Here is a 21,482-nt window from a genome sequence, read left to right as displayed (position 1 = left end):
AACTGCGGCGCTCAGCCGAGCAGGATGCCGACCAGCACCATGGCCAGCCCGAAGACCGACAGCAGCAGCGTCGCCATGTTCAGCGGCACGATCTTGCGCATCACCTCGCGCAGCCCGGCATCGTCGAGCCCGGCGCGCTTGGCGCTCCAGACCTTGATGATGCATCCGAAAAGCCCCAGAAGCCCCGCGAGCGAAACCGCCGCGCCCAGCCAGATCAGCCATTCCATGCCGCATTATCCTCTCTGCGCGCCGCCCGTCGGCGCTCTCGGGGCGGGTACTGCATCGCCCGCCGCCCTGCAACCCTCGGCGGCAACCGTCTCCGGCACCGGATCGGCCCTTGATGGGCGCGCCGCCGAGGGGTAGTCAAACCGGCGATACCGGCAGAAAATCTGGCAGGAGATGACGAGATGCAGGACAATGATTCCGGCGCCTATGGCGTCGCGGCGGGCGAGCTGAAACAGTTCATCGAGCGGTTCGAACGGCTCGAGATCGAGAAGAAAGAGATCGCCGACCAGCAGAAGGAAGTCATGGCCGAGGCAAAAGGCCGCGGCTACGACACCAAGGTGATGCGCAAGGTCATCGCCCTGCGCAAGCGCGACAAGGATGACATCGCCGAGGAAGAGGCGGTGCTCGAGATGTACAAGGCCGCGCTCGGCATGGAGTGAGCCCCGCGCGCAGGCGCAGGGCCGACGGACCGGGGCCACGGCCCCGGTTTGCGCCGCCGCAGATGTGCGGACGCGGGGGCAGAGGGCGCGGATGCGCCCTTTCTTCTAGGCAAAACTATCCCGGGGGAGCCGCGCGACGCGCGGCGGGGGCGGAGCTCCGACTGCCTCCTGCTCGCTCAGGGAGCGAGTACGCGCACGCCGTCAAGCTGCGCCATCTGCCAGACATCCTCGTCGTAGAGCCCGGTCAGCATATCGACGTAGGCCGCGTCCCAGCCCGGCATGTCGAGCTCTTCCTCCATTGCACCGGGCAGCGCGTATTTCTCCATGAAGGCGACCATCACGCGGCGCTTCTGCGCCTCGCTCACGGTGGGGTTCTCGCGCAGGAAGCCCCGGAAGCGCTGCATCGCCTCGGGGCTGACGATCTCGGAGAAGATGTCGAAGCTGCCGGTGATCTTGCGTTCCGGATCGATCCCCGCGGCCTCGCGCAGGATCTGGCCCCAGAGCAGCGGCGTGTCCTCGTTGCACCACAGGGTGATCGGCACGCCGGGCAGCGCAGAGCGCAGGCGCAGCACGAGGTCGGACCAGCGCAGCCGCATCGGGTCGGCGCCGCAGAGGAAGCTGTGCAGATCCTGATGTGGGGTGGCGCGCAACATCGCCGGCAGCCAGGTGGCAAAATCGCGCAGGCCGATGAAAATCTGCAGCTCGTCGCCCTCGAACAGCCGCGCCAGCGCCTGCAGTCGGCGCTCGGCCCTGCGGTAGAGCATGCCGCCATCCAGGGCCAGCTTCGGGACCGAGAACAGCCCCTCGTGGCTGAGGACCAGCCGCTCCACCTTGTCCGGGTCTTCGCTGAGGATCGCATCCAGCAGGACCTCGCGCGCCTCGGGCGCGGGAACTGCCGCGCCGAGCGAGCTGATCGCTTCCGACAGAAGCATCCGGTAGCGCGACGGGCCGGGAACGGCGATCCCCTCCTGGAGGAACTCGCCGGCGTTGCGCAGCAGTCCCTTGAGCAGGCGGTCCTCGTCCGTGCACTGCGCGCCGATGTGGAGAATGACCTGCATGACCTGCACTTTCGATTACCAACGGCAGGCACTATAAGCGGATCGCAGCCGAGGAAAACCGCGCGCAGCGCAGCCGGGGACACGAAGGAGCCGTCATGAGCCTTGCCGACAACAGCGCCCCGCATCGCGCCTATCTGCGCCTGGCGCGACTGCTGCCGAATCCCTGGTCGCTGGGGGCGGTGGTGATCGCCGCGGTGGTGATCGCCCCCATTCTCGCCGTCCTCTGGATCGCGCTGTTTCCCTCCGAGAACATCTGGCCGCATCTGCTGTCGACCACGCTGCCGCGGTATTTCGGGAACACGATCAAGCTGATGGCGGGGGTCGGGCTGCTGGCGGGCGCGGCGGGCTCGGGGGCGGCCTGGCTGGTGGCGCGCTACGAATTTCCCGGGCGGCGCTGGCTGGAGTGGCTGCTGCTGCTGCCGCTAGCGATCCCGGCCTATGTCGGGGCCTATGCACTGGTCGATTTCCTCGAATACGCCGGGCCGGTGCAGACCGGGCTGCGCGAGCTCTTCGGCTGGCAGACCTCGCGCGACTACTGGTTCCCCGAGATCCGCTCCATGGGTGCCGCGATCATCGTGCTCTCGGCCGCGCTTTATCCTTACGTCTACCTGCTGGCGCGCAACGCTTTCCGCGAGCAGCCGGGCAGCGCCGACGAGGTGGCGCGCTCGCTGGGGCAGGGTGCGCTGGCCCGGTTCTGGCGCGTCGGCCTGCCGCTGGCGCGGCCCGCGATTGCCGCGGGCATGGCCATCGCGATGATGGAGGCGGTGAACGATTTCGGCACGGTGGATTATTTCTCGGTGCAGACGCTGACCACCGGCATCTTCAGCGTCTGGCTGCAGAGCAACAACGCCGGCGGCGCGGCGCAGATCGCCGGCACGGTGCTGGCGCTGGTCATCGTCCTGGTGTTGCTCGAGAAGGGCTCGCGCCGCAGGATGCGCTTTTTCAACCTCTCCTCGCGGCACCGGCCGGTGCCACGGACCCCTCTTGGCGGCGCCGCCGGTTGGGGCGCGGCGCTGGCCTGCGCCCTCCCTTTCGGCATGGGCTTCCTGCTGCCTGCCTGGGTGATCCTCGGCCATGCGATCGACAACGCGGGGGCCTGGGCCGACCCCCGGCTCTGGCGCGCGGGCGTGCACACGCTGACCGTCGGCGGAATCGCGGCGGTGCTGACGGTGCTGGGCGGCATCTTCCTCGTCTATGGCGTGCGCCTCTCGGGGCGGCAGCTGCCACGGCTGCTGCTGCCGGTCTCGACCATCGGCTACGCCGCACCCGGCGCGGTGCTCGGGGTGGGCATCCTGATTCCTTTGGCTGCGGTGGACCATATGCTGGCGGACGCGATCGAGGCCGCCTCCGGTATCGACATCGGACTGGTGCTCACCGGCTCGTCCTTTGCGTTGGTGCTGTCCTATTTCGTACGCTTCTTCGCCATCGCGCAGGGTGCGGCGGATGCGGCGATGGGGCGGATCTCGCCCAACCTGGCGCGCGCCGCGCGCTCGCTTGGCAGAACGCAGGGGCAGACCTTGCGCGAGATCTACTACCCGCTGATGCGCGGCTCGGTCGCCTCGGCATTGCTGCTGGTCTTCGTGGACTGCGTGAAGGAGCTTCCAGCGACCTTGCTGCTGCGGCCGTTCAACTACGAGACGCTGGCGACGCGGGTCCACGATCAGGCCTCACTGGAGAACCTCGGAGGCGCCGCCCCGGCGGCGGTTCTGGTGATCGGGGTGGGGCTTCTGGCGGTGGCGCTTTTGGCGCGGGCAAATCGCTGAATCGGTCTTGCGCTCGGGGGGGAAGCTGGCATATCCCTCTGCTCAAGGTGCCCCTATAGCTCAGCTGGTAGAGCAACTGATTTGTAATCAGTAGGTCCGCGGTTCGAGTCCGTGTGGGGGCACCAGTTCGATCCAGCATTCAGACGCGCAATCCTCACGGCATGATCTCTGCACGCGGTGTCGCCGTGGGAGTCCGTGGCCGACGCCTTCGAGGGAGTCGGGTCTCCGGTCGCATAGCCGCGGTCGCGCTCCGGTGAGGTTTCGACGTCGCCAACTTTGCGAGCCAGCCCATCGCCTGGGTAGATGCGACGTAGCTGTTATGACAAATTCGCCTGCCCATCCGGATTAGACGCCCCGCCCCTGTATTCGCCTCGGGGAGGACCTGACGGGAAATACCGGGACGACGGCAGATGTCCGACGGCAATGCGGGAAATCAACCTCTGAGGCGCGGAGGGGCGGGCGGGATGCAGGGTGCCTGCGTCTCGCAATTGCTGCCTGATTAATGCTCGGTTAAATTGTATAGGTCTCTGTAACTCTCCCCAAGGGGGTTCTGGTTCATGTGGACTTTGCGACGATTCCTAGGTTCTTTCTGCGCGTGCAAAATAGAATGCTGCGAAAGCGCATATTGCAGGTTGGCGCTGTTCCGAGAACGGTACAGAAGCGCTTTCCAGGGCGGTCACCGTGTGGAAATTATGGTTTTATCCCACTGAAAACAGGCGGTATCTTCAGCAAGCGGCCGGATAGTAACGCAGAAGGGAAAGGGTGGTCAGATACCGCGCTTCTTGTTGCTGTTTTGGCCTTGTCCGAGGCCTGCGAAAAAAATGTTGCCAGATGCTGAGACCGTGTTAACAATTTAGTACGCATGAGGCTCATATTTTGAGCAGCGAGGATGTTCTCTCTCTCTGCGTCCAGTTTTGTACGATTTTCTTTGTTTTCTTTCATTCGGATTATTTTGGACCAGTAAAGCGGCCCCTGGATTGCCCTGCCGCATCCTGAATCATCCTGAAAAATCTGGCGCATCCCGTTTTCCGGTCGCGTCTTCGTTTTGCCCGCCGTTTTCCCTTGGGGCGAAACGTATCAATCTTTCTGGCGGCTGCTTCGGCTGACCGATCCACGCGCCCGCTTTGCACAACAGCGGTCGGGCGGCTTCATTTCTGCGCCTTGGCGCAATTTCATTTTCAGGGCCGCCTGGGGCGGCCCACGCATTGTGTCGGGGGAGTGATCATGCCGATCGAAACGATTTATATCCAAGGTGAAGACCTCGTTCTGGATACAGTGGATGAACTCGCCCCGGCGAATGTGATCCGCACGCGCACGCAGAACCAGGAAGCCGACGGGGTGAACAATCCCGATGATCCCGTGACCGGCGCCAACCTGGGCCTCCCCCAGCACGACATCTACGGGCTGCGTCCCGACTATACCGGCTCCGGCGACCCCGACGGCTGGGGCTATCTGGATATCAACGGCCAGGACACCGGGGCACAGGCCGCGACCACCTTCGACGCCGACGCAGGCAATTACGAGATCACCCTGCGGGTGGCGAACGGCACCGGCGCTCGGCCGATTTCCCTGACGGTGGACGGGGTCACCTACACGATCGCCAACACCAATACCGGCCAGTTCTACTATTGGGAGACCCGCACGATCGCCGTGTCGCTGCTGACCGGCGGCACGCACTCTCTGGTGGTCAACCAGGACGACACCGGCGGTGCCCCCAATATTGACGCGATCGCCATCCACGACGTCGGCGCGACGCCGAATTTCTCGCTGCCGACCTTCGTGGGCGAGACCAGCCTCGTGGTGACCGAGGGCGATACGGCGGCCGGTTCGGTGCTGGCCACGGATATCGCCAATGACACCTCGACCGATGCGCCGGTCCGCCAAGGCATGACCTACGCGATCGTCGGCGGCGCGGATCAGAACGCCTTCGACATCGATCCGGCGAGCGGCGCCCTGAGCTTGAAGGCCACCGCGGACATCGCCGTCCAGGCGAGCTATGACCTGGTGGTCGCAGCCACTGACGCCGAGGCCGGGACCACCCAGCAGGCGGTTACAGTCACCGTCATCGAGGGGTTCGAGACGCTCTACCTGGGGGTCGAGGACCTGGCAATCATCGATGCGGGCGGCACATCTGTGGCGCGCACCACATCCGCGAACCCGGAAAACGATGCCGTCGAAGGTGGGTCGGGTGACAACACCGGCCCCGAGTCCGAAGGCAATGACTTCGACGACTTCGGCCTGCGTCACAACTACAGCGGTAGCGGCTACGTCGATATCAATGGCAATCCCGGCGACAAGGTCTCTTTCACCTTCGAGGCGCCCGCGGGTAGCTATGATATCACCCTGCGCTACGCCAATGGTGCGACCAATGCGCGGCCGATCGCGCTGAATGTCGACGGTGTGGTTGTCGAGACCCTGAGCAACACCCAGACCGGCGGCTGGAGCACCTGGGCCACCGCGACCTTCACCGTGACCGTAGGCGAGGGTGCGCATACCGTGATCATCGCGCAGACCGGCACGGGAGCTCCCAATATCGACGCGGTTGCGATCGGCCTTCCGGGGCGTGCCGTCAGCTACGCCGCGCCCGAGATCCTCAGCGCCGCGCAATTCGAGGTTGCCGAGAACAGCACCGAGATCGGCCAGGTGGTTGTCGATGACCAGGAACTCGGCGATCTCGATCCCGACGTGCTGTCCTATTCGCTGAGCGGACCGGATGCCGACAAGGTCTCGATCAGCGCCTCCGGGGTGCTGACGTTGAACGATCCGGCCGATTTCGAGGCGGCGAGCGATGCCGACCTCGACGGCATCTTCGAGGTCACTGTCGAGGTCTCGGACGGCGTGCGCAGCGTCACGCAGGAACTGTCGATCGCCGTCACCGACGTCGAGCCCGAGCTTCCCTCGCCGACCATCGCGCCGATCGTGCTGCAATCCGAAACCGGCACGATCCCCGAAGGCGCCGACACGTTCCACCGCGTGCAGAACGACCCATCGACCGGGGAAACCTCGGGCAATCAGCCGCAGGACCAATACGCGCTGCGGGTGGGCTACAGCGGCTTTGGCTACACCGATTTCGGAGGCGACGGCGCGGGCGGCGACGAGAGCATCACCTGGACCGTGACCGTGGCCGAGGCCGGGCTCTACGAGCTGCACATCCGCTATGCCTCGGTGGAGGCGGCGCAGACCGACCGGCCGCTGCTGGTGCTGGTCAATGGCACCGACGCCGTCGGCGACCCGATCGGCTTCCCCGAGCGCGACGGCTTCGACACCTGGGTGGTGCGTGCGCCGGTCCAGATCGCGCTGGCGGCGGGCGAGAACAGCCTGACCCTCGCGATCCCCGTGGGCTACAGCAACGGGCCCAACATCGATGCCATCGCGATCACCAGCGTCGGCGAAACCCCGACATTCCCGCCGGTCAACAGCGCGCCGGTATTCGATGCGACGGCGGGCGAGGTTTCGGTCGCCGAGAACAGCACCGAGGTGGCGGTGGGGCTTCTCGCCACCGACGGGGAAGGGGATGCGCTGAGCTACGAGCTGACCGGCGACGATGCCGCGGCCTTCACCTTCGACGACTCCACGGGCACGCTCAGCTTCGTCTCGGCTCCCGATTTCGAGACGCCGGGCGACACCGATGGCGACAACACCTACGACGTGACGCTGACCACCAGCGACGGGGTGCTGACCTCCTCGCAGCAGATTTCCGTCACCGTCACCGACGTGGTCGAGGCAACGCAACCCAATTCCGTCGCCCTCAGCGCCAGCACGGTCGCCGAGAATGCGGCGGGTGCGGTGGTCGGCACGCTTTCCGCGGTCGATCCCGACGGCGACAGCGGCGCGATCACCTTCAGCGTCGATCCGTCCTCGGATTTCGAGGTCGTGGCAGGTGCGCTGAAGTTGAAGGACGGCGTGTCGCTGGACTTCGAAACCACGCCGACCGTGAATGTGGAGGTGACCGCCACCGACGCGGCAAACGAAACCACGACCACGACGCTCACGATCACCGTGGCGGACGTGAACGAGGCCCCCTCGGTGCCGCAGATCACCAGCCAGAGCGTCGACTCCGGCGCGGCGGGGGCAATCATCGGCACCGTGTCCGCGGTTGATCCCGAGGGCGCGGCGGTGTCCTTCACCGTCGATGACGCGCGCTTCCAGATCGACGGGGACGACCAGCTCACGCTGCTGCCGGGCCAGAGCCTCGACTTCGCCACCGATCCCACCGTTACCGTCGTGGTCACCGCCGCGGATGAGTCCGGGCAGCAAAGCAACCAGACCTTCATCATCACGGTGAACGATCCCGGCGCGGTCTTCGAGCCGATCGTCATCGAGGCCGAGGACGAGACGCAGGCCGCGCTCACCGTCGTCGATGTGGACGGCAACGCCAATTACACGCAGATCCGCGACCCCGAAAACCCGGAGTCGAACCAGAACCTGCCCAACGGGCTGCGGCCCGGCTTCAGCGGCGACGGCTATCTCGATTTCGGCGACACGCCCGGTGACACGATCACCTTCACCGTCAATGTTGCCTCCGCCGGCGACTACGATCTCAACGTGCGCTACGCCTCGAACGGCGCGCGCCCGCTGGATCTTTCGGTCAACAGCGGCGATGTGGTCTCGCTGCCCTTCGGGACCACCGACCCCGATGGCACCGGCCCCGAGGAGGGCTTCGACCACTGGCTCTTCGAGACCGTCACGGTGACGCTGGCCGCCGGGGAGAATGCCATCTCGCTGGCAATCCCGGCCGGGGCGAACTCCGGCCCGAACATCGACCGGATCGAGATCACCGAGGCGGGCACCGGCCCGATCCCCGAGCCCGACACCACCGCCGACGAAGGCGGTGATCTGGCCGCGTCGCCCGAGGCGGCAACCATCGATCCCGCGGCGCTCGGCTCGGTCGATTTCTCGTTGGCAGGCGTTGACGCCGATATCACGCTCTTCGAGGTCTCCACCGACGGGGGCGGCAGCTTCACGACGGTCGTGCCGTCCGGAGATATCGTCACGATCGACCTCTCGGCCTTCGCGGCCGAAACCTCGGTGAACCTGATCCTCCGGGTGACCGACGGCGCAGGGAACACGGCGCAGGCCTCGGCATCGATCGCCATCGGCGACGCGCCAGAGGCATTCTCGACCACGCTTCAGCTCGAGAACCGCGACGGCTCGATCACCATTCTCGACACCACCGGCACCGGCGAGGGCGACCCGCTCTCGACCCAGTTCCGCGACGCCTCGAACACCGAAGGCCAGACCGCCGATCGGCCAGACGGGCTTTGGACGGGCTACACCGGGACCGGCTACCTCGACATGGGCGGCAACATCGGCGACGCGGTGCAGTTCGACGTGACCGTGCCCGAGGCGGGCACCTACACGATGAGCTTCCGCTACGCCAACGGCTCGCCCACCATGCCCGACCGCCCGATGGAGCTGTCGGTCAACAGCCAGACCGTGACCGTGCCCTTCGGCATGACCCCCGACTGGGACGTCTGGCAAGACATCGAAGTCGAGGTCACGCTGGAGGCCGGGGCCAATACCGTGACGCTGGCGAACCTTGTGGCGAACGGCCCGAACATCGACAGCGTGACGATCTTCAACGACGTGACCCCGCCGCCAACCCCCTCGGAGCCCGGTGAGCGCGAGACCATCCGCATCAACTTCCAGGATGGCACCACCCCGGTGGATCCGGACTATCTCGTCGGCAACTTCAGCGACTACGGGGCTCAGTCGAACGGTCTCACCTACGGCTTCATCACCGAGACCTCTGCGCTCGACTCCGATGGCACCAGCAATACGCCCATCGGGTCCGCCTTCCCGGCGATCGCGGTCAACGAGCGCACGGGCACCGGCGTTCTGCCCGATGACGGCACGCTGCCGACCGAGAAACTGAGCGTCAATTTCGACGCGATGGACCCGCGGCTGACCGGCTATGCGCACTTCGACCTCGGCTCGTTCCCCGAGCGCACCGCCTGGGAGATCGAGCTGGAGGACGGCTGGTACGAGGTGACGGTCTCGGTCGGGGACACCGGTGGGGCGAACGACAGCTCGAACCGGCTCTTCGTCGAGGGCAACCTGGTGACCGAATGGACCAGCACCTCGGCGTTCAAGACCGAACTGGTGACCACGCTGGCACATGTGCAGGACGGCCACCTGACGCTTTCCGCGCAGGGTGGTTCGATCACCGAGATGCAATATCTCGAGATCCGCGCGCTGCCCGACCTCACGCCGGGTGACGGCAACGAGGCCCCGGACGACTACGCCTTCTTCATCAACCCGCGCGCAGTTTCGACCGGCGGCGAGGTCGATCTTGGCATCCAGAGCGGCGAGCTGCCCACCGACATCGATCCCACATCGGACATCGTGCTCGGCGTGAGCGTGGTGGACGGCCGCGGCGGCGTGCTGCTGGAAAGCCTCGAGGACGGCTCGATCCGCATCTACGAGACGCTGACCGGGCAGGAGGTGGCCTATAATGCCAACACCACCGGCGGCTTCGACTCGGTGACCATCGCGCCGGTGGCCGATCTCAAGCCCTACACCAGCTACACCGTCGTGATCGACGGCTTCCGCGATCGCGGCGACAACGACGACAGCGCCGCGCTTACCCGCGAGTTCCAGAAGTTCACCACCACCTTCACCACCGGCGCCGCGCCGCTGGTCGAGGCGCGCGAAGTGGCCTTCGAAGACACGGTCCTGGTCAATTCGAACCCGAACGTGGGCGAGAGCTACACGACCATCGAGATGTCGCCGGACAAGCAGTTCCTCTACGTGACGTCGCTCTACGGGGTGATCACCCGCTGGGCGGTGAACGCCGACGGCTCGCTCGACAACGCCAGCAAGGAAAGCTGGTTCCCGGGCGGCGACTTCGACGTGCCCGGCGTGGGAACCCGCGGGATCATCGGCTTTGCCTTCGATCCCGAGGACGAGAACACCATCTGGGTCACCGACAACTACCCGATCCCGCTGAGCGGCCGCTCGAACTCGGTGCCCGACTTTTCGGGGCGGGTCTCCAAGATCACGCTCGGCGAGGGTGGCTCGCTGCAGGATGCCACCATCGAGACCTATATCACCGGCCTGCCGCGCTCCAACGGCGACCACGTGACCAACAGCCTCGAGTTCCGCGAGAACCCCGATTACGTTCCCGGCGGCGACGCGCCGCAATACCTGCTGTACCTGACGCAGGGCTCGAACTCGGCGATGGGTGAACCCGACAGCGCCTGGGGCAACCGCCCCGAGCGGCTGCTCAACGCCGCGATCCTCGAGATCGATCGCTCGCGCGAGGCCCCCGAGGGCGGCTTCGACGTCTCGACGGAGCCGCTGCCCGACGACGGCCTGAACCGGCGTTTCGCCGATACCGACAACGACCTCAAGAACGGCGGCATCGCGATCACCAGCGGCGAGTTCTCGGGCAACTACCTGCATTTCGACGCGAACGGCGTGGCGGAAGTGCGCACCGGCGAGGATGCCTCCTCGACGCTTGTCGAGCGCTTCTACGATCCCTTCGCCGAGGATGCGGTGCTGAGCATCTTCGCCGAGGGCAACCGCAATGCCTATGACCTGGTTTGGCACACCAATGGCTATCTCTACGTGCCGACCAACGGCTCTGCGGCGGGTGGCAATGTGCCCGACGATCCCTCGACCCCCGAGGACGAGGGCATCAACAACGTCGGACTTCAGGCGGACTACCTGTTCCGGATGGTCGAGGGCGGCTACTACGGTCACCCCAACCCGCTGCGCGACAAGTACATCCTGAACGGCGCCAATCCGACCAGCGGCTCTGATCCGAACCAAGTGGGCAACTACCCGGTCGGCACAGATCCCGATCCCGAGTACGATCTGGAGGGGGCCTACAACCTCGGCAACAACCGCTCGCCCAACGGCGCCATCGAGTACATGAGCGCGGTCTTCGGCAGCTCGCTCCAGCACGCGGTGATCTTCACCCAGTACTCGTCGGGCGACAACCTGCGGGCCGTGCTGCTCAACGAGGACGGCACCATTGCCCAGGACTTCATCCTCACCGACGTCGACGGCAACGAGATCAACTACGTCGATCCGCTCGATGTGATCGAGGGCGCCGACGGGCGGCTCTACATGCTCACGCTCAACCGGGCCAACGGCGTCAGCCAGATCATCCGCCTCGAGGCGGCTCCGGGCGGCGAGATCGACGACACCACCGCCGACGAGGGCGGCAACCTCGCGCTGCTGGTGGTCAGCGCCGCCGATCCGGCCAATGTGCTGTTCCAGGTGATCGGGCTCGATCCCGACATCCAGAGCCTGACCATCAGCTTCAACGGCGAGCCGGCGCAGGTGATCACGCTCGATGCGCAGAACCGCTTCAGCATCGACTTCGGCAGCGAGGCCGGGCAGGTCGCGGCCTCGTTGCAGGTCTTCGACGATGACGGCAACACCGCCTCGGCCAGCACCACCTTCACCCCCGGCGACAGCGCCAGCGGCAACTTCATCGACGCCAGCGCCTTCACCGTGCTCGACACGGATGGCGGCACGCTGATCCGCCTGCTCAGCGATCCCGCCACCCATGAAAGCGGGGGGCAATACGACACCAACGGCGACGGGATGAACGACGGCTACGACGGGGCCGGCTATCTCGACATGAACGGCGGCGCCGAGGACAAGGCCTCGTTCATCTACGACGCGCCGAGCGCCGGCTCCTACACGCTGACCTTCCGCATGGCGAATGGCTCCGGCACGCCGCGGCCCGTGGCCATCCACGCCGGCATCCAGTCGGTGCAGATCGCGACCACGGACACCGGCAGTTTCGCCACCTGGCAGGACTTCGAGGTCACGCTCGATCTGGTCGAGGGGCCGAACACGGTCATCATCGAGCAACTGGCCAGCAACGGCGGGCCGAACGTCGACAGCGTGGCCGTGGTGCCCAACGTGCCGACCGCGCCGAATGACGGCAGCGAGTCGGTCGGCGGCGTCACCTACGTCAAGTACGAGGCCGAACATGCCGTGCTGGATGGTGCGGTGATCATCTCGGACACCAATGACGAGCGCAACCAGAGCGGCGGCGAGTTCGTCGATTTCGACGGCACCGGCACGCAGAGCATCACCTGGACTGTCTCGGTCACCGAGGCGGGCATCTACGGCATGGATATCCTCTATGCGCTTGCCACCACCAAGGCGGCGCGTCCGGCCTCGCTCTTCGTCAATGGCGTCGATCAGGGCATCCTGGCCTTCGAGCCCAACAGCACCGCGGCAGAGAATGTCTGGGGGCCGCAGAGCGCACAGATCTCGCTGAACGTGGGGCTCAACACCATCTCGATCAGCGTGCCCGATGCCAATGGTGCGAACATCGACTATCTGCGTGTCTCGCAAGAGCCGGTGGACACCTTCGTGCCGTCCTACGCGGCGATCGACGGCGAGGGCAGGATCGAGCTCGAGGCCACCGATGACACCACCCGCACGGTCGGGGCGTCGCAGGTCGAGTTCTACTTCACCGTCTCGGCGGATGACACCTATGCGCTCGACCTCGCTGCCAATGCCGGGGCCCCGAACGGCCAGGGGCTGACCGTCTATCTCAGCGCCAACGGGGCGCAGCCGGTCGAGATCGGCGACATCGGCTTCCCGGGTGAGGGCGACGCGGGCGAGACCTCTGCCTACGTCGAGCTTGTCGCCGGGGTGCAATACAAGCTGACGGTGATCTCGGACCAGTCGGGGGCCAATGCGCTCGACTATCTCGACGTGCGCCCGGCACCGGGCAACGACAATGCCGACATCGAGATCCAGAGCAACGACCCGGCCTATTTCGACAACCGGCTGCACTTCTCCTGGATCGACAACCCGACCGCTGTGGAGCCCGACTCGCCGCGCGCCTACAAGGAAAGCGCGACGGTCACCATCTCGAACTCCGGCAGCGAGACGCTGGAGGTCCTCGAGGCGACGATCACCGGCCCGTTCGAGCTGGCCGACCCCGACATCTTCGAGGGGCTGACGCTGGCTGCGGGGCAGTCGATCAATGTCCAGGTGTTGTTCGACCGCGACGCCTATACCGCCGGCAGCGGCAACGTCAGCGGCGTCTTCAAGGGCGCGCTCGACATCCGCACCAATGATGCCGACACCCCGGTGGCAAGGGTCGACCTCGCGGGCTTCTGGCAGGCGCGCGACGAAGGCGGCCAGGAGCCGAACATCAACGAGGTCTGGGATGTCTTCGGCTTCGGCAACGAGATCGAGGGGCTGACCTACGTCGGCGGCGGCGAAAGCGACGAGCTGGATTTCTACGACATCTACCTGCCGGTGGACGAGACCGAGATCCTCTCGCCCTACTGGCGGCTCGCCGATGGCGTGACGCAGGCGCGGATCACCCAGATTGCCGCCTTCCACAGCCCCTCGGGGGCCAGCATGGGGATCCACGCGCCGGGCGACAAAGGGGCCGACGTCGGCCTTCTCAGCCACCTCAGCAGCAACAACCAGACGCTGCTGCCCAAGTCGAACAGCACGTCCTTCGCGACGCGGGTGTTCAGCGCGGCGGATATTCCCGACGGCTGGGCCGGCAACGATCTCTTCGGCATCGAGGTCGCCAGCCTGTCCACCGACCCGCGCCTGAACCCGACCGGGTCGGGCTCGCCCACGCAGGAAGAACTTGACGCGCGCTACCCCGGAGGGGGCTACACCGTCAGCGGCGGGCAGGTCTTCGACGCCGAGGGCAACGAGGTTTCGGACGGCTACACCGTGCGCGTCTTCCAGGCGGTGGACGAGGATGGCATCGCCATCGAGAATGTCTTCCTCGGGGTGATGGACTACACGGGCATCAACTACGACTACAACGACAACATGTTCATCATCGAGGGGGTCGCGCCGGTCTACTACGGCGCGGTGGCCACCATCGCGGGGCTGGACGATGCCGCCGCCGACGACCGGCTGGTGTTCTCGCGGATCGACAATCCGGCGAACGGCAATCAGGCGTTCCGCGACAGCGCGGTGCTCACCATCACAAACGATGGCATCAGCGATCTGACCATCGACGATCTGGAGGTGACCGGGGCCTTCACCCTCAGCGGCCTCGCCGAGGGACAGGTCATTGCCCCCGGTGCCTCGGTGCAACTGACCGTCACCTTCATCGGGATCGATCCCAATGACGACAACCAGGCGACGTCCTACGACGGTCTGCTGACCATCGGCAGCAGCGCCGGGGTTCGCGAGATCGCGCTTGCAGGTCTGGCGCAGATCCAGTCCGAGGGCGGCGAGGAGCCTTCCGTGGCGCAGATCGTGCAGGCCTTCGGCTACTCGACCGACGTGGCGCAGGGTCTGCTGTCCAACGGCGGTGTGGTCGAGACGGTGGGCGACGAGGTGCTGCTGCCCTACCTGCAGCGGCTCGACGACAGCAAGCCGGTCGAGGTGATCCAGATCGCGGCCTATCTCAGCGCGGGGATCAGCCGGCTCAGCCTGCACGACGTGTCGAACGGCGCGCTGACCGAGCTCTATGCGCAGGATGACAACCAGTACCAGACCCTGCTTCCGGACGGGCTGATTTCCGGTCCGGGCGCGCAGCCGGGGGTGGCGCGGGCGAGCATCGACCGCGACGATCCCTTCGGCCTGCGGGTGACGGTGGACGGCCAGCCGACCTTCTCGGCCTGGAGCGATCCCGATGCCAACGTGGCGGATGACACCTACAACATCTCGCCGCCGAACGAAGGTCACTACATCCGCTTCTTCCAGGCCAAGGATGCGGCGGGCAATGTCATCGAAGGCACCTACATCGGCATCCAGGATTATCCGGGCGGGTCGAACTTCGACTACAACGACCACATGTTCATCGTGACCAACGTGCAGGGCTACGAGCTCTCTGCCGAGGAGGACGCGAACGGCGACGGGGTGAACGATGCGCTGGTGATCGACAGCGATCTCGACGGCACGCCGGACTTCTTCGATCCCGACAGCACGCCGGCCCCGCTGCAACAGGCCTATCCCGGCCCGACCCCGGTGCTGGACGACAGCCTCACCGTGGCCGCGGCCAATTTCGACAGCGGCGGGCAGGGGGTCTCGTGGAACGACGATCCCGGACGCGATGGCTCGCACCCGCTGCGCGCCGATACCGACGTGGAGCTTGTCGGCTCGACCAATGACATCGGCTACATCCAATCCGGTGAATGGGTCGAATACACCATCGATGTGGCCCAGGCCGGCAGCTACGCGCTGAGCGTGAACGCCAAGACGCCGATCGGCGGCAATACCGTCACCGCGACGCTCGACGACGGCACGCCGCTCGCGGTCTTCGCGCTGCCCGACAGCAACGGGACGTCGACCTCGTTCAGCGGTACGGTCTTCGCCGAGACCGCGGCCACGACGGTCACGCTCGGCGCCGGCCTGCAGACGCTGCGCTTCACCTTCGACGGGGCGCAGGCATCGAACGGCTACATCCTCGACTTCCGCTCCTTCACGCTGGAGCAGGTCAGCGTCGATCCCGAGGACCTTGTCGCCCCCGTGGTCGATGCGGTGGACGCGGCCGACATCACCGTCGCCGGTGCCGCAACCGCCTCGATCACCGTGACCTTCAGCGATGACGTGGCGCTGGATGTCTCGAGCATCGACGTGGGCGACATCACGGTCAGCGGTCCGGGCGGTGCCCTGGCGGTGACCGGGGTGAGCCTGAACCTCGCCAGCGACGGCACGCCGCGCAGCGCCACCTACACGGTGGCGGCACCGGGCGGCAGCTGGGACGTGGCGGACAACGGCACCTACACGGTGTCGCTGGCGGGCAGCGAGGTCCTCGACACCAGCGGCAACGCGGTGGCCGCGGATGCGGCGCTCACCAGCTTCGACGTCGCCGTGCCGATCTCGCCGCCCAGCGACGAGCAGGCGCCCACGGTGGCCTCGGCCAGCGCCACGGGCATCACCGCGGGCGGCGGGGCCAGCACCACGGTGACGGTGACCTTCACCGACAACGTGGCGGTGGATGTCTCGAGCATCGACGTGGGCGACATCACGGTCAGCGGTCCGGGCGGTGCCCTGGCGGTGACCGGGGTGAGCCTGAACCTCGCCAGCGACGGCACGCCGCGCAGCGCCACCTACACGGTGGCGGCACCGGGCGGCAGCTGGGACGTGGCGGACAACGGCACCTACACGGTGTCGCTGGCGGGCAGCGAGGTCCTCGACACCAGCGGCAACGCGGTGGCGGGCAACGCGGCGCTCACCAGCTTCAACGTCGCGGTGCCCGACAGCCCGCCGACACCAGCGGCAACGCGGTGGCGGGCAACGCGGCGCTCACCAGCTTCAACGTCGCGGTGCCCGACAGCCCGCCGCCGAGCGTCGCTCCGGTGCGGGTCGAGGCGGAGGTCATGTCCCTGGACGGCTTCGTCGTGGCGGACAACGGCCACGCCTCGAACGACCAGCTGATCAAGGCGACCGGCTCGGGGGCGCATGTGGCAGGCTTCGGCTTCGCCGCGGCGGATGGCATCTACAATCTCAAGCTGGGCTACTACGATGAATCCGACGGGCAGGCGCAGTTGCAGGTGCTGGTGAACGGCGAGATCATCGACAGCTTCGTCTGGGATGCGGATGCCGGTTCGGCCATCGTCGACAGCACGTCCTACGCCGAACGCGAGCTCACAGCGATCGCGCTCAATGCAGGGGACCTGCTGGAGCTCTCGGGCACGCCGAACGGCGGCGAGCCGCTGCGGATCGACTTCCTGGAGTATGTCTTCGTGGACGATCTGCCGGTGGTCTGAAGCCCGCCGCGCGGCACAGCCACATCACCCGTCCGGCACCACGCCGGGCGGGTGTTTCGCGTTCCGGCCCGGCCATGCCGAAGGGAGCACCGAGGCTGGCTTCGGAAAGATTGGGTCGACCCGCAGGGAGGAGGAGGAGCAGGCCGACCCGTTGGCTAAACCGGCCGACTTGCGGCCCGTCTTGGCGCGTCCGGCAGCCTCGGGAGGAGGAGTGAGGCCGCGGGACGCTCGCTATCTATTCCGCCTGCGCAGAGCTACAACGGGGGGCGACGGATTTTCACCAATTTGACATGAATTCCGCCGGGTAATGCGCGGGTCGCGCGCAAGTTTTAGGCATTCCCGGGTCTACGCCGGTTCCATCTGTGCCGCCCGCGGCGGGTGCGCATCGGGGGATCGCTGCGCTGCGCCGTGCGCCCGGGCAGCCCGGAGGCAGAACATTTTCCAAGCACCCGTCCCATCACCTCGCAGGGCGGCGCGTCAGGGCTGCCAAGGCGCAAGCTCGCAACCGCGGTCGGGGCGGCTCTGACGGGTGTGTGACCCGAGGGAAGTTTTCGCTTGCGAATCTCCGCGGGTGCCGTGATTGTCGTCTGGCTGAATTCAATTTTTATTTGATTGTTTACCAGCACGAAGCGTGCGGGTTGTCCCAAATTCCACCGCCGCACGCTTAGTCCCCTCGGGGCGTGCTCGCTATCCCCCTAGAGCACGCCCCATTTCCCCCTCAGAATCCTGACCGCCTGCATCGACCGGCCCCCGGTGCGCGAGAGCAGCCCTGCCGCGGCGTTTCGCCGGTCCGCCGCGGTGCCGCTTGGGGAGGCGGATTTTCGTGTCTTTCGGGCCACGCTTGGAGGGTCGGGCACTTTGCAAATGAAGGGGCCCCTCTATATGGCGAAAGATATGCCTTCTCGACGGGTTGGACTCTGTAATGCGCTTGCCGTTCTTTGGAAATCGAAAGCCGGCAGAGATGTCGAAAGGCAGAGCGCCGGACAGCTGCGACGACCCGCGCGAGGCTGGTCGGCAGGCGCTCTTCGAAATCATCGACGACGGCTTCTGCATCATCCAATTCATCGATGGGCCCGACGGGCCGCTGTCGGATTACCGCCATATCGAGGCAAATTCCGGATATGAGCGGCACACCGGCATCAAGGGCATTGTCGGAAAGACGGTCTTTGACGTGGCGCCGGAGGATGGGCGCGAATGGGTGAAGATCTACGGCGCGGTGCTGGAAACCGGGGTGCCGATCCGTTTCGAGCGGAATTTCGCGGAAGCGGGGCGCTTCATCGAGGTCTCGGCCCGGCGGCTCGATCCCGCGAGCCTGGGGCAGGTCGCCGTGCTCTTCCGCGACATCACCGGGCGCAAGCAGGCGGAGGCGGAGATCCGCGCCAGCGAGAAGATCTCGCGCGAGAACGAACAGCGCGTGAGCCTTGCGCTCGAGGCCGGTGCGATCGTCGGAACCTGGGTCTGGGATGTCCCCCAGGATGCCTTCACGGTCGATGAGGGTCTCTCCACGGCGATGGGGCTTGGCGCGGGCAGCGAGCTTGGCGATCTCAAGCTCAGCGACATCATCCAGAACGTCCACCCCGAGGACACGACCCGTCTGACCGCCGACATCGAGGCGGCGCTGCGCGAGGGTGGCGCCTATTTCCAGCAGTTTCGCGTTTTGCGCGAGGACCGCAAATACCATTGGATCGAGGCAAGCGGAAAGGTCGAGCTGAACGCGCAGGGCAAGCCGACCACCTTCTCGGGCGTGCTGATGGACGTCAGCGGTCGGCGCGAGATCGAGGCCGAGCGTGATCGCGTCACGGCCGAGCTCTTCCGGCTCAACGAGACGCTGGAGCGGCGAGTGACCGAGCAAACCGCCGAGCTGATGGCCAAGGAAGAAGAGCTGCGCCACGCGCAGAAGATGGAAGCGGTGGGACAGCTGACGGGCGGGTTGGCGCATGATTTCAACAATTTGCTGGCAGCGGTCTCTGGCGCGGTCGAGATGGCGCAGGCGCGGCTCGCGGAGCGGCGCATCGATGAGATCGGGCGCTATCTTGCGGCGGCGAAGAGCGCCAGCACCCGCGCGGCCAATCTCACGCAACGGCTCATGGCCTTTGCCCGCAAGCAGACCCTCGCGCCGAAACCGACCGATGTGGGGCACCTTTGCGAGGGCATGGTGGAATTGGTGCAGCGCACGGTTGGCCCGCATATCGAGCTGCACACGACGGCAGAGGCGGGCGCCTGGCTCTCGCTCGTCGATCAGAGCCAGCTCGAGAACGCACTGCTGAACCTGTGCATCAATGCGCGCGATGCCATGCCCGAGGGCGGGCACCTGGGCATCCGCGTCGAAAACGACGTCGTCACCGGCGCCCGGGCGCGCACGCTCGGGATCGCCAGCGGCGATTACCTGCAGGTCAGCGTCGCGGACACCGGGAGCGGCATGAGCCGCGAGCAGATCGACCGGGCCTTCGAGCCCTTCTTCACCACCAAGCCGATGGGCGAGGGCACCGGGCTCGGCCTGTCGATGGTCTATGGGTTTGCCCAGCAGTCCGGAGGCGCGGCGAACATCCGCTCCGAACCCGGAAAGGGCACCACCGTCACGCTCTACCTGCCGCGCAGTCGTTTGCCCGCCGAGGAGAGCCGGACCGAAACGGCAAGCGTCGAGGCGACGCCTCACACCGATGCGGGCAGGACCGTTCTCGTGGTCGAGGATGAGATCCTTGTCAGGATGGTGGTCGCGGATGCGCTGCGCGATCGTGGCTACAGGGTGTTGGAAGCGGGCACCGCCGCCGAGGCGTTGCAGGTGCTGGCAGAGGCGGGAGAGGTTGACGTGCTGCTGACCGACGTCGGATTGCCGCGAGGGATGAACGGCCGGCAGCTGGCCGAGGCGGCGCGTGCTGCGCGTCCCGGCCTAAAGGTGGTCTTCGTCACCGGATACGACGAGGGCGCGACGCTGGGGCGTGTGCCGCCCGCGTCCGAGATCGAGGTGGTGCAGAAGCCCTTCGATCTCGAGGTGCTGATGGCGAAGGTGCGCGACCTCGTGGTCCCGACCGGCTGACAAGCGCGCGGCCTCGGTGCCTGCCCCAAGCGGGCCCCATCGCTGCCGGGACCGCCGGAGATCGGCCTCCGGCGGCTGGCGTTGTTCGGGGGGAGCGGCTCAGCCCATGCGCTCGGAGCTGTAGGAGCCCGGCGAGGCGGGGAAGACCACGGTCTTGTCGCCATTGAGGAACACCCGGCGGTGGGCATGGGCGTGGATCGCGCGGGCCAGAACCTGCGCCTCGACGTCGCGGCCGAGCGAGACGTAATCCTCGGGCGATTGTGCGTGGGTGACACGCACGATGTCCTGCTCGATGATCGGACCCTCGTCGAGGTCGGCGGTGACGTAGTGCGAGGTCGCCCCGATCAGCTTCACGCCGCGCTGGAAGGCCTGCTTATAGGGGTTGGCACCCTTGAACGAGGGCAGGAAGCTGTGGTGGATGTTGATGATCCGCCCCGACATCTTGCGGCACATCTCGTCGCTGAGGATCTGCATGTAGCGGGCCAGCACGATCAGATCGGCGCCGGAGTCCTCGACCACCTGCATGATCGCCGCCTCGGCCTGCGGCTTGTTCTCCTTGGTGACCTTGATGCAGTGGAACGGGATGTCGGCGTTCACCACCACCTTCTGGTAATCCATGTGGTTGGAGATCACCGCGACGATCTCGATCGGCAGCGCGCCGATGCGGCAGCGGTAGAGCAGGTCGTTCAGGCAATGGCCGAAGCGGCTGACCATGATCACCACCTTCATCTTGGTGGCTTCGTCGTGGAAAGCGAACTCCATGCCGAAACGCTCTGCAATCTCGGCGAAGGCCGCCTCGAGCGCGGCGAGTTCGGTGCCGGTCTCGCTGCGGAAGCTCACCCGCATGAAGAAGCCGCCGGTGCCGAGATCGTCGAACTGGGCGCTGTCGGTGATGTTGCAACCCTGCTCGGCCAGGAAGCCGGCGACGGCGGCGACGATGCCGCGGGTGGAGGGACATTGCACGGTGAGGGCGTAGGAGGAGCTCATGACAGGGGGCGCTTCTTTTCTCGAATGTATCCGGTAGCAATTCGCTGCCGCCTGCGGGGCGCTAGGTCAAGCCGATTGCGTGGCTATCCTGCGGCAAGAACGCCCCGCCGCGCCGCGCTGGCGCGACATGTTTCCAACGAGATGCGACAGGGCCGCTTTCGGAAACCTGCGCCCAATCTCAGATCGCCCGGCGCCTGAGAGGTCCGCAACGGCGCGGCCTTGCCGAGTAAACGCTTGTGAAAGCGGGACTCATTGCTTACCCCAAGGGTAAGTGCCCGGAATTCCGCACCGTCCCCGGCCTT

The 21,482-nt window shown here is 66.3% G+C and carries 9 protein-coding genes and 1 tRNA gene; 6 read left to right on the top strand and 4 right to left on the bottom strand.

Annotated features, from left to right (window positions below; genetic code table 11):
• Positions 1 to 11: 11 nt before the first annotated feature.
• Positions 12 to 227: a hypothetical protein gene (locus IQ782_RS16560; protein ID WP_194135769.1), complete on the bottom strand. Its 216-nt coding sequence runs from the start codon at positions 225 to 227 to the stop codon at positions 12 to 14.
• Between the two features lie 180 nt (positions 228 to 407).
• On the opposite strand from IQ782_RS16560, the gene IQ782_RS16555 reads away from it, so the two are divergent.
• Positions 408 to 665 carry a DUF2312 domain-containing protein gene (locus IQ782_RS16555; protein WP_194135768.1) on the top strand — a complete coding sequence of 86 codons (258 nt, stop codon included), beginning with the start codon at positions 408 to 410 and terminating at the stop codon, positions 663 to 665.
• Positions 666 to 841: 176 nt separating this feature from the next.
• Here the strand turns inward: IQ782_RS16555 and IQ782_RS16550 are convergent, their stop codons facing one another.
• On the bottom strand, positions 842 to 1,723 hold the full coding sequence (locus IQ782_RS16550; protein WP_194135767.1) for a hypothetical protein: 882 nt from the start codon (positions 1,721 to 1,723) through the stop codon (positions 842 to 844).
• Positions 1,724 to 1,818: 95 nt separating this feature from the next.
• On the opposite strand from IQ782_RS16550, the gene IQ782_RS16545 reads away from it, so the two are divergent.
• Both IQ782_RS16545 and IQ782_RS16540 read left to right on the top strand, forming a co-directional pair.
• Positions 1,819 to 3,486, top strand: coding sequence for an ABC transporter permease (locus IQ782_RS16545; RefSeq protein WP_194135766.1), 1,668 nt, complete (start codon positions 1,819 to 1,821; stop codon positions 3,484 to 3,486).
• Positions 3,487 to 3,535: 49 nt separating this feature from the next.
• Positions 3,536 to 3,611: transfer RNA gene (locus IQ782_RS16540), tRNA-Thr, on the top strand.
• 565 nt (positions 3,612 to 4,176) lie between these two features.
• Here the strand turns inward: IQ782_RS16540 and IQ782_RS16535 are convergent.
• The gene (locus IQ782_RS16535; protein WP_194135765.1) at positions 4,177 to 4,506 is read right to left on the bottom strand and encodes a hypothetical protein; all 330 of its coding nucleotides are present in this window, start codon (positions 4,504 to 4,506) and stop codon (positions 4,177 to 4,179) included.
• A 204-nt stretch (positions 4,507 to 4,710) separates the two neighbouring features.
• Between IQ782_RS16535 and IQ782_RS16530 the strand changes: the two genes are divergently transcribed.
• From IQ782_RS16530 to IQ782_RS16520, 3 genes are all read left to right on the top strand, one after another.
• Positions 4,711 to 16,824, top strand: coding sequence for a carbohydrate-binding protein (locus tag IQ782_RS16530; RefSeq protein WP_194135764.1), 12,114 nt, complete (start codon positions 4,711 to 4,713; stop codon positions 16,822 to 16,824).
• Positions 16,767 to 17,156 carry a hypothetical protein gene (locus IQ782_RS16525; protein WP_194135763.1) on the top strand — a complete coding sequence of 130 codons (390 nt, stop codon included), beginning with the start codon at positions 16,767 to 16,769 and terminating at the stop codon, positions 17,154 to 17,156. The genes IQ782_RS16530 and IQ782_RS16525 overlap by 58 nt, the downstream gene beginning before the upstream one ends.
• 961 nt (positions 17,157 to 18,117) lie before the next feature.
• Positions 18,118 to 20,193 (top strand): ATP-binding protein, encoded by a 2,076-nt coding sequence (locus tag IQ782_RS16520; RefSeq protein ID WP_194135762.1) that lies wholly within the window; start codon positions 18,118 to 18,120, stop codon positions 20,191 to 20,193.
• A 99-nt stretch (positions 20,194 to 20,292) separates the two neighbouring features.
• On the opposite strand, the gene purU is transcribed toward IQ782_RS16520, so the two are convergent.
• Entirely contained in the window at positions 20,293 to 21,180 is an 888-nt protein-coding gene (gene purU, locus IQ782_RS16515; protein WP_194135761.1) for a formyltetrahydrofolate deformylase, read from the bottom strand.
• Between the last annotated feature and the right edge of the window lie 302 nt (positions 21,181 to 21,482).

This window comes from Salipiger mangrovisoli, from assembly GCF_015223355.1.
In the GTDB taxonomy this organism is placed as follows: Bacteria; Pseudomonadota; Alphaproteobacteria; order Rhodobacterales; family Rhodobacteraceae; genus Salipiger; species Salipiger mangrovisoli.
Note: the sequence above shows the minus strand (reverse complement) of the source record. Positions and strands in the feature narration are given on the sequence as shown.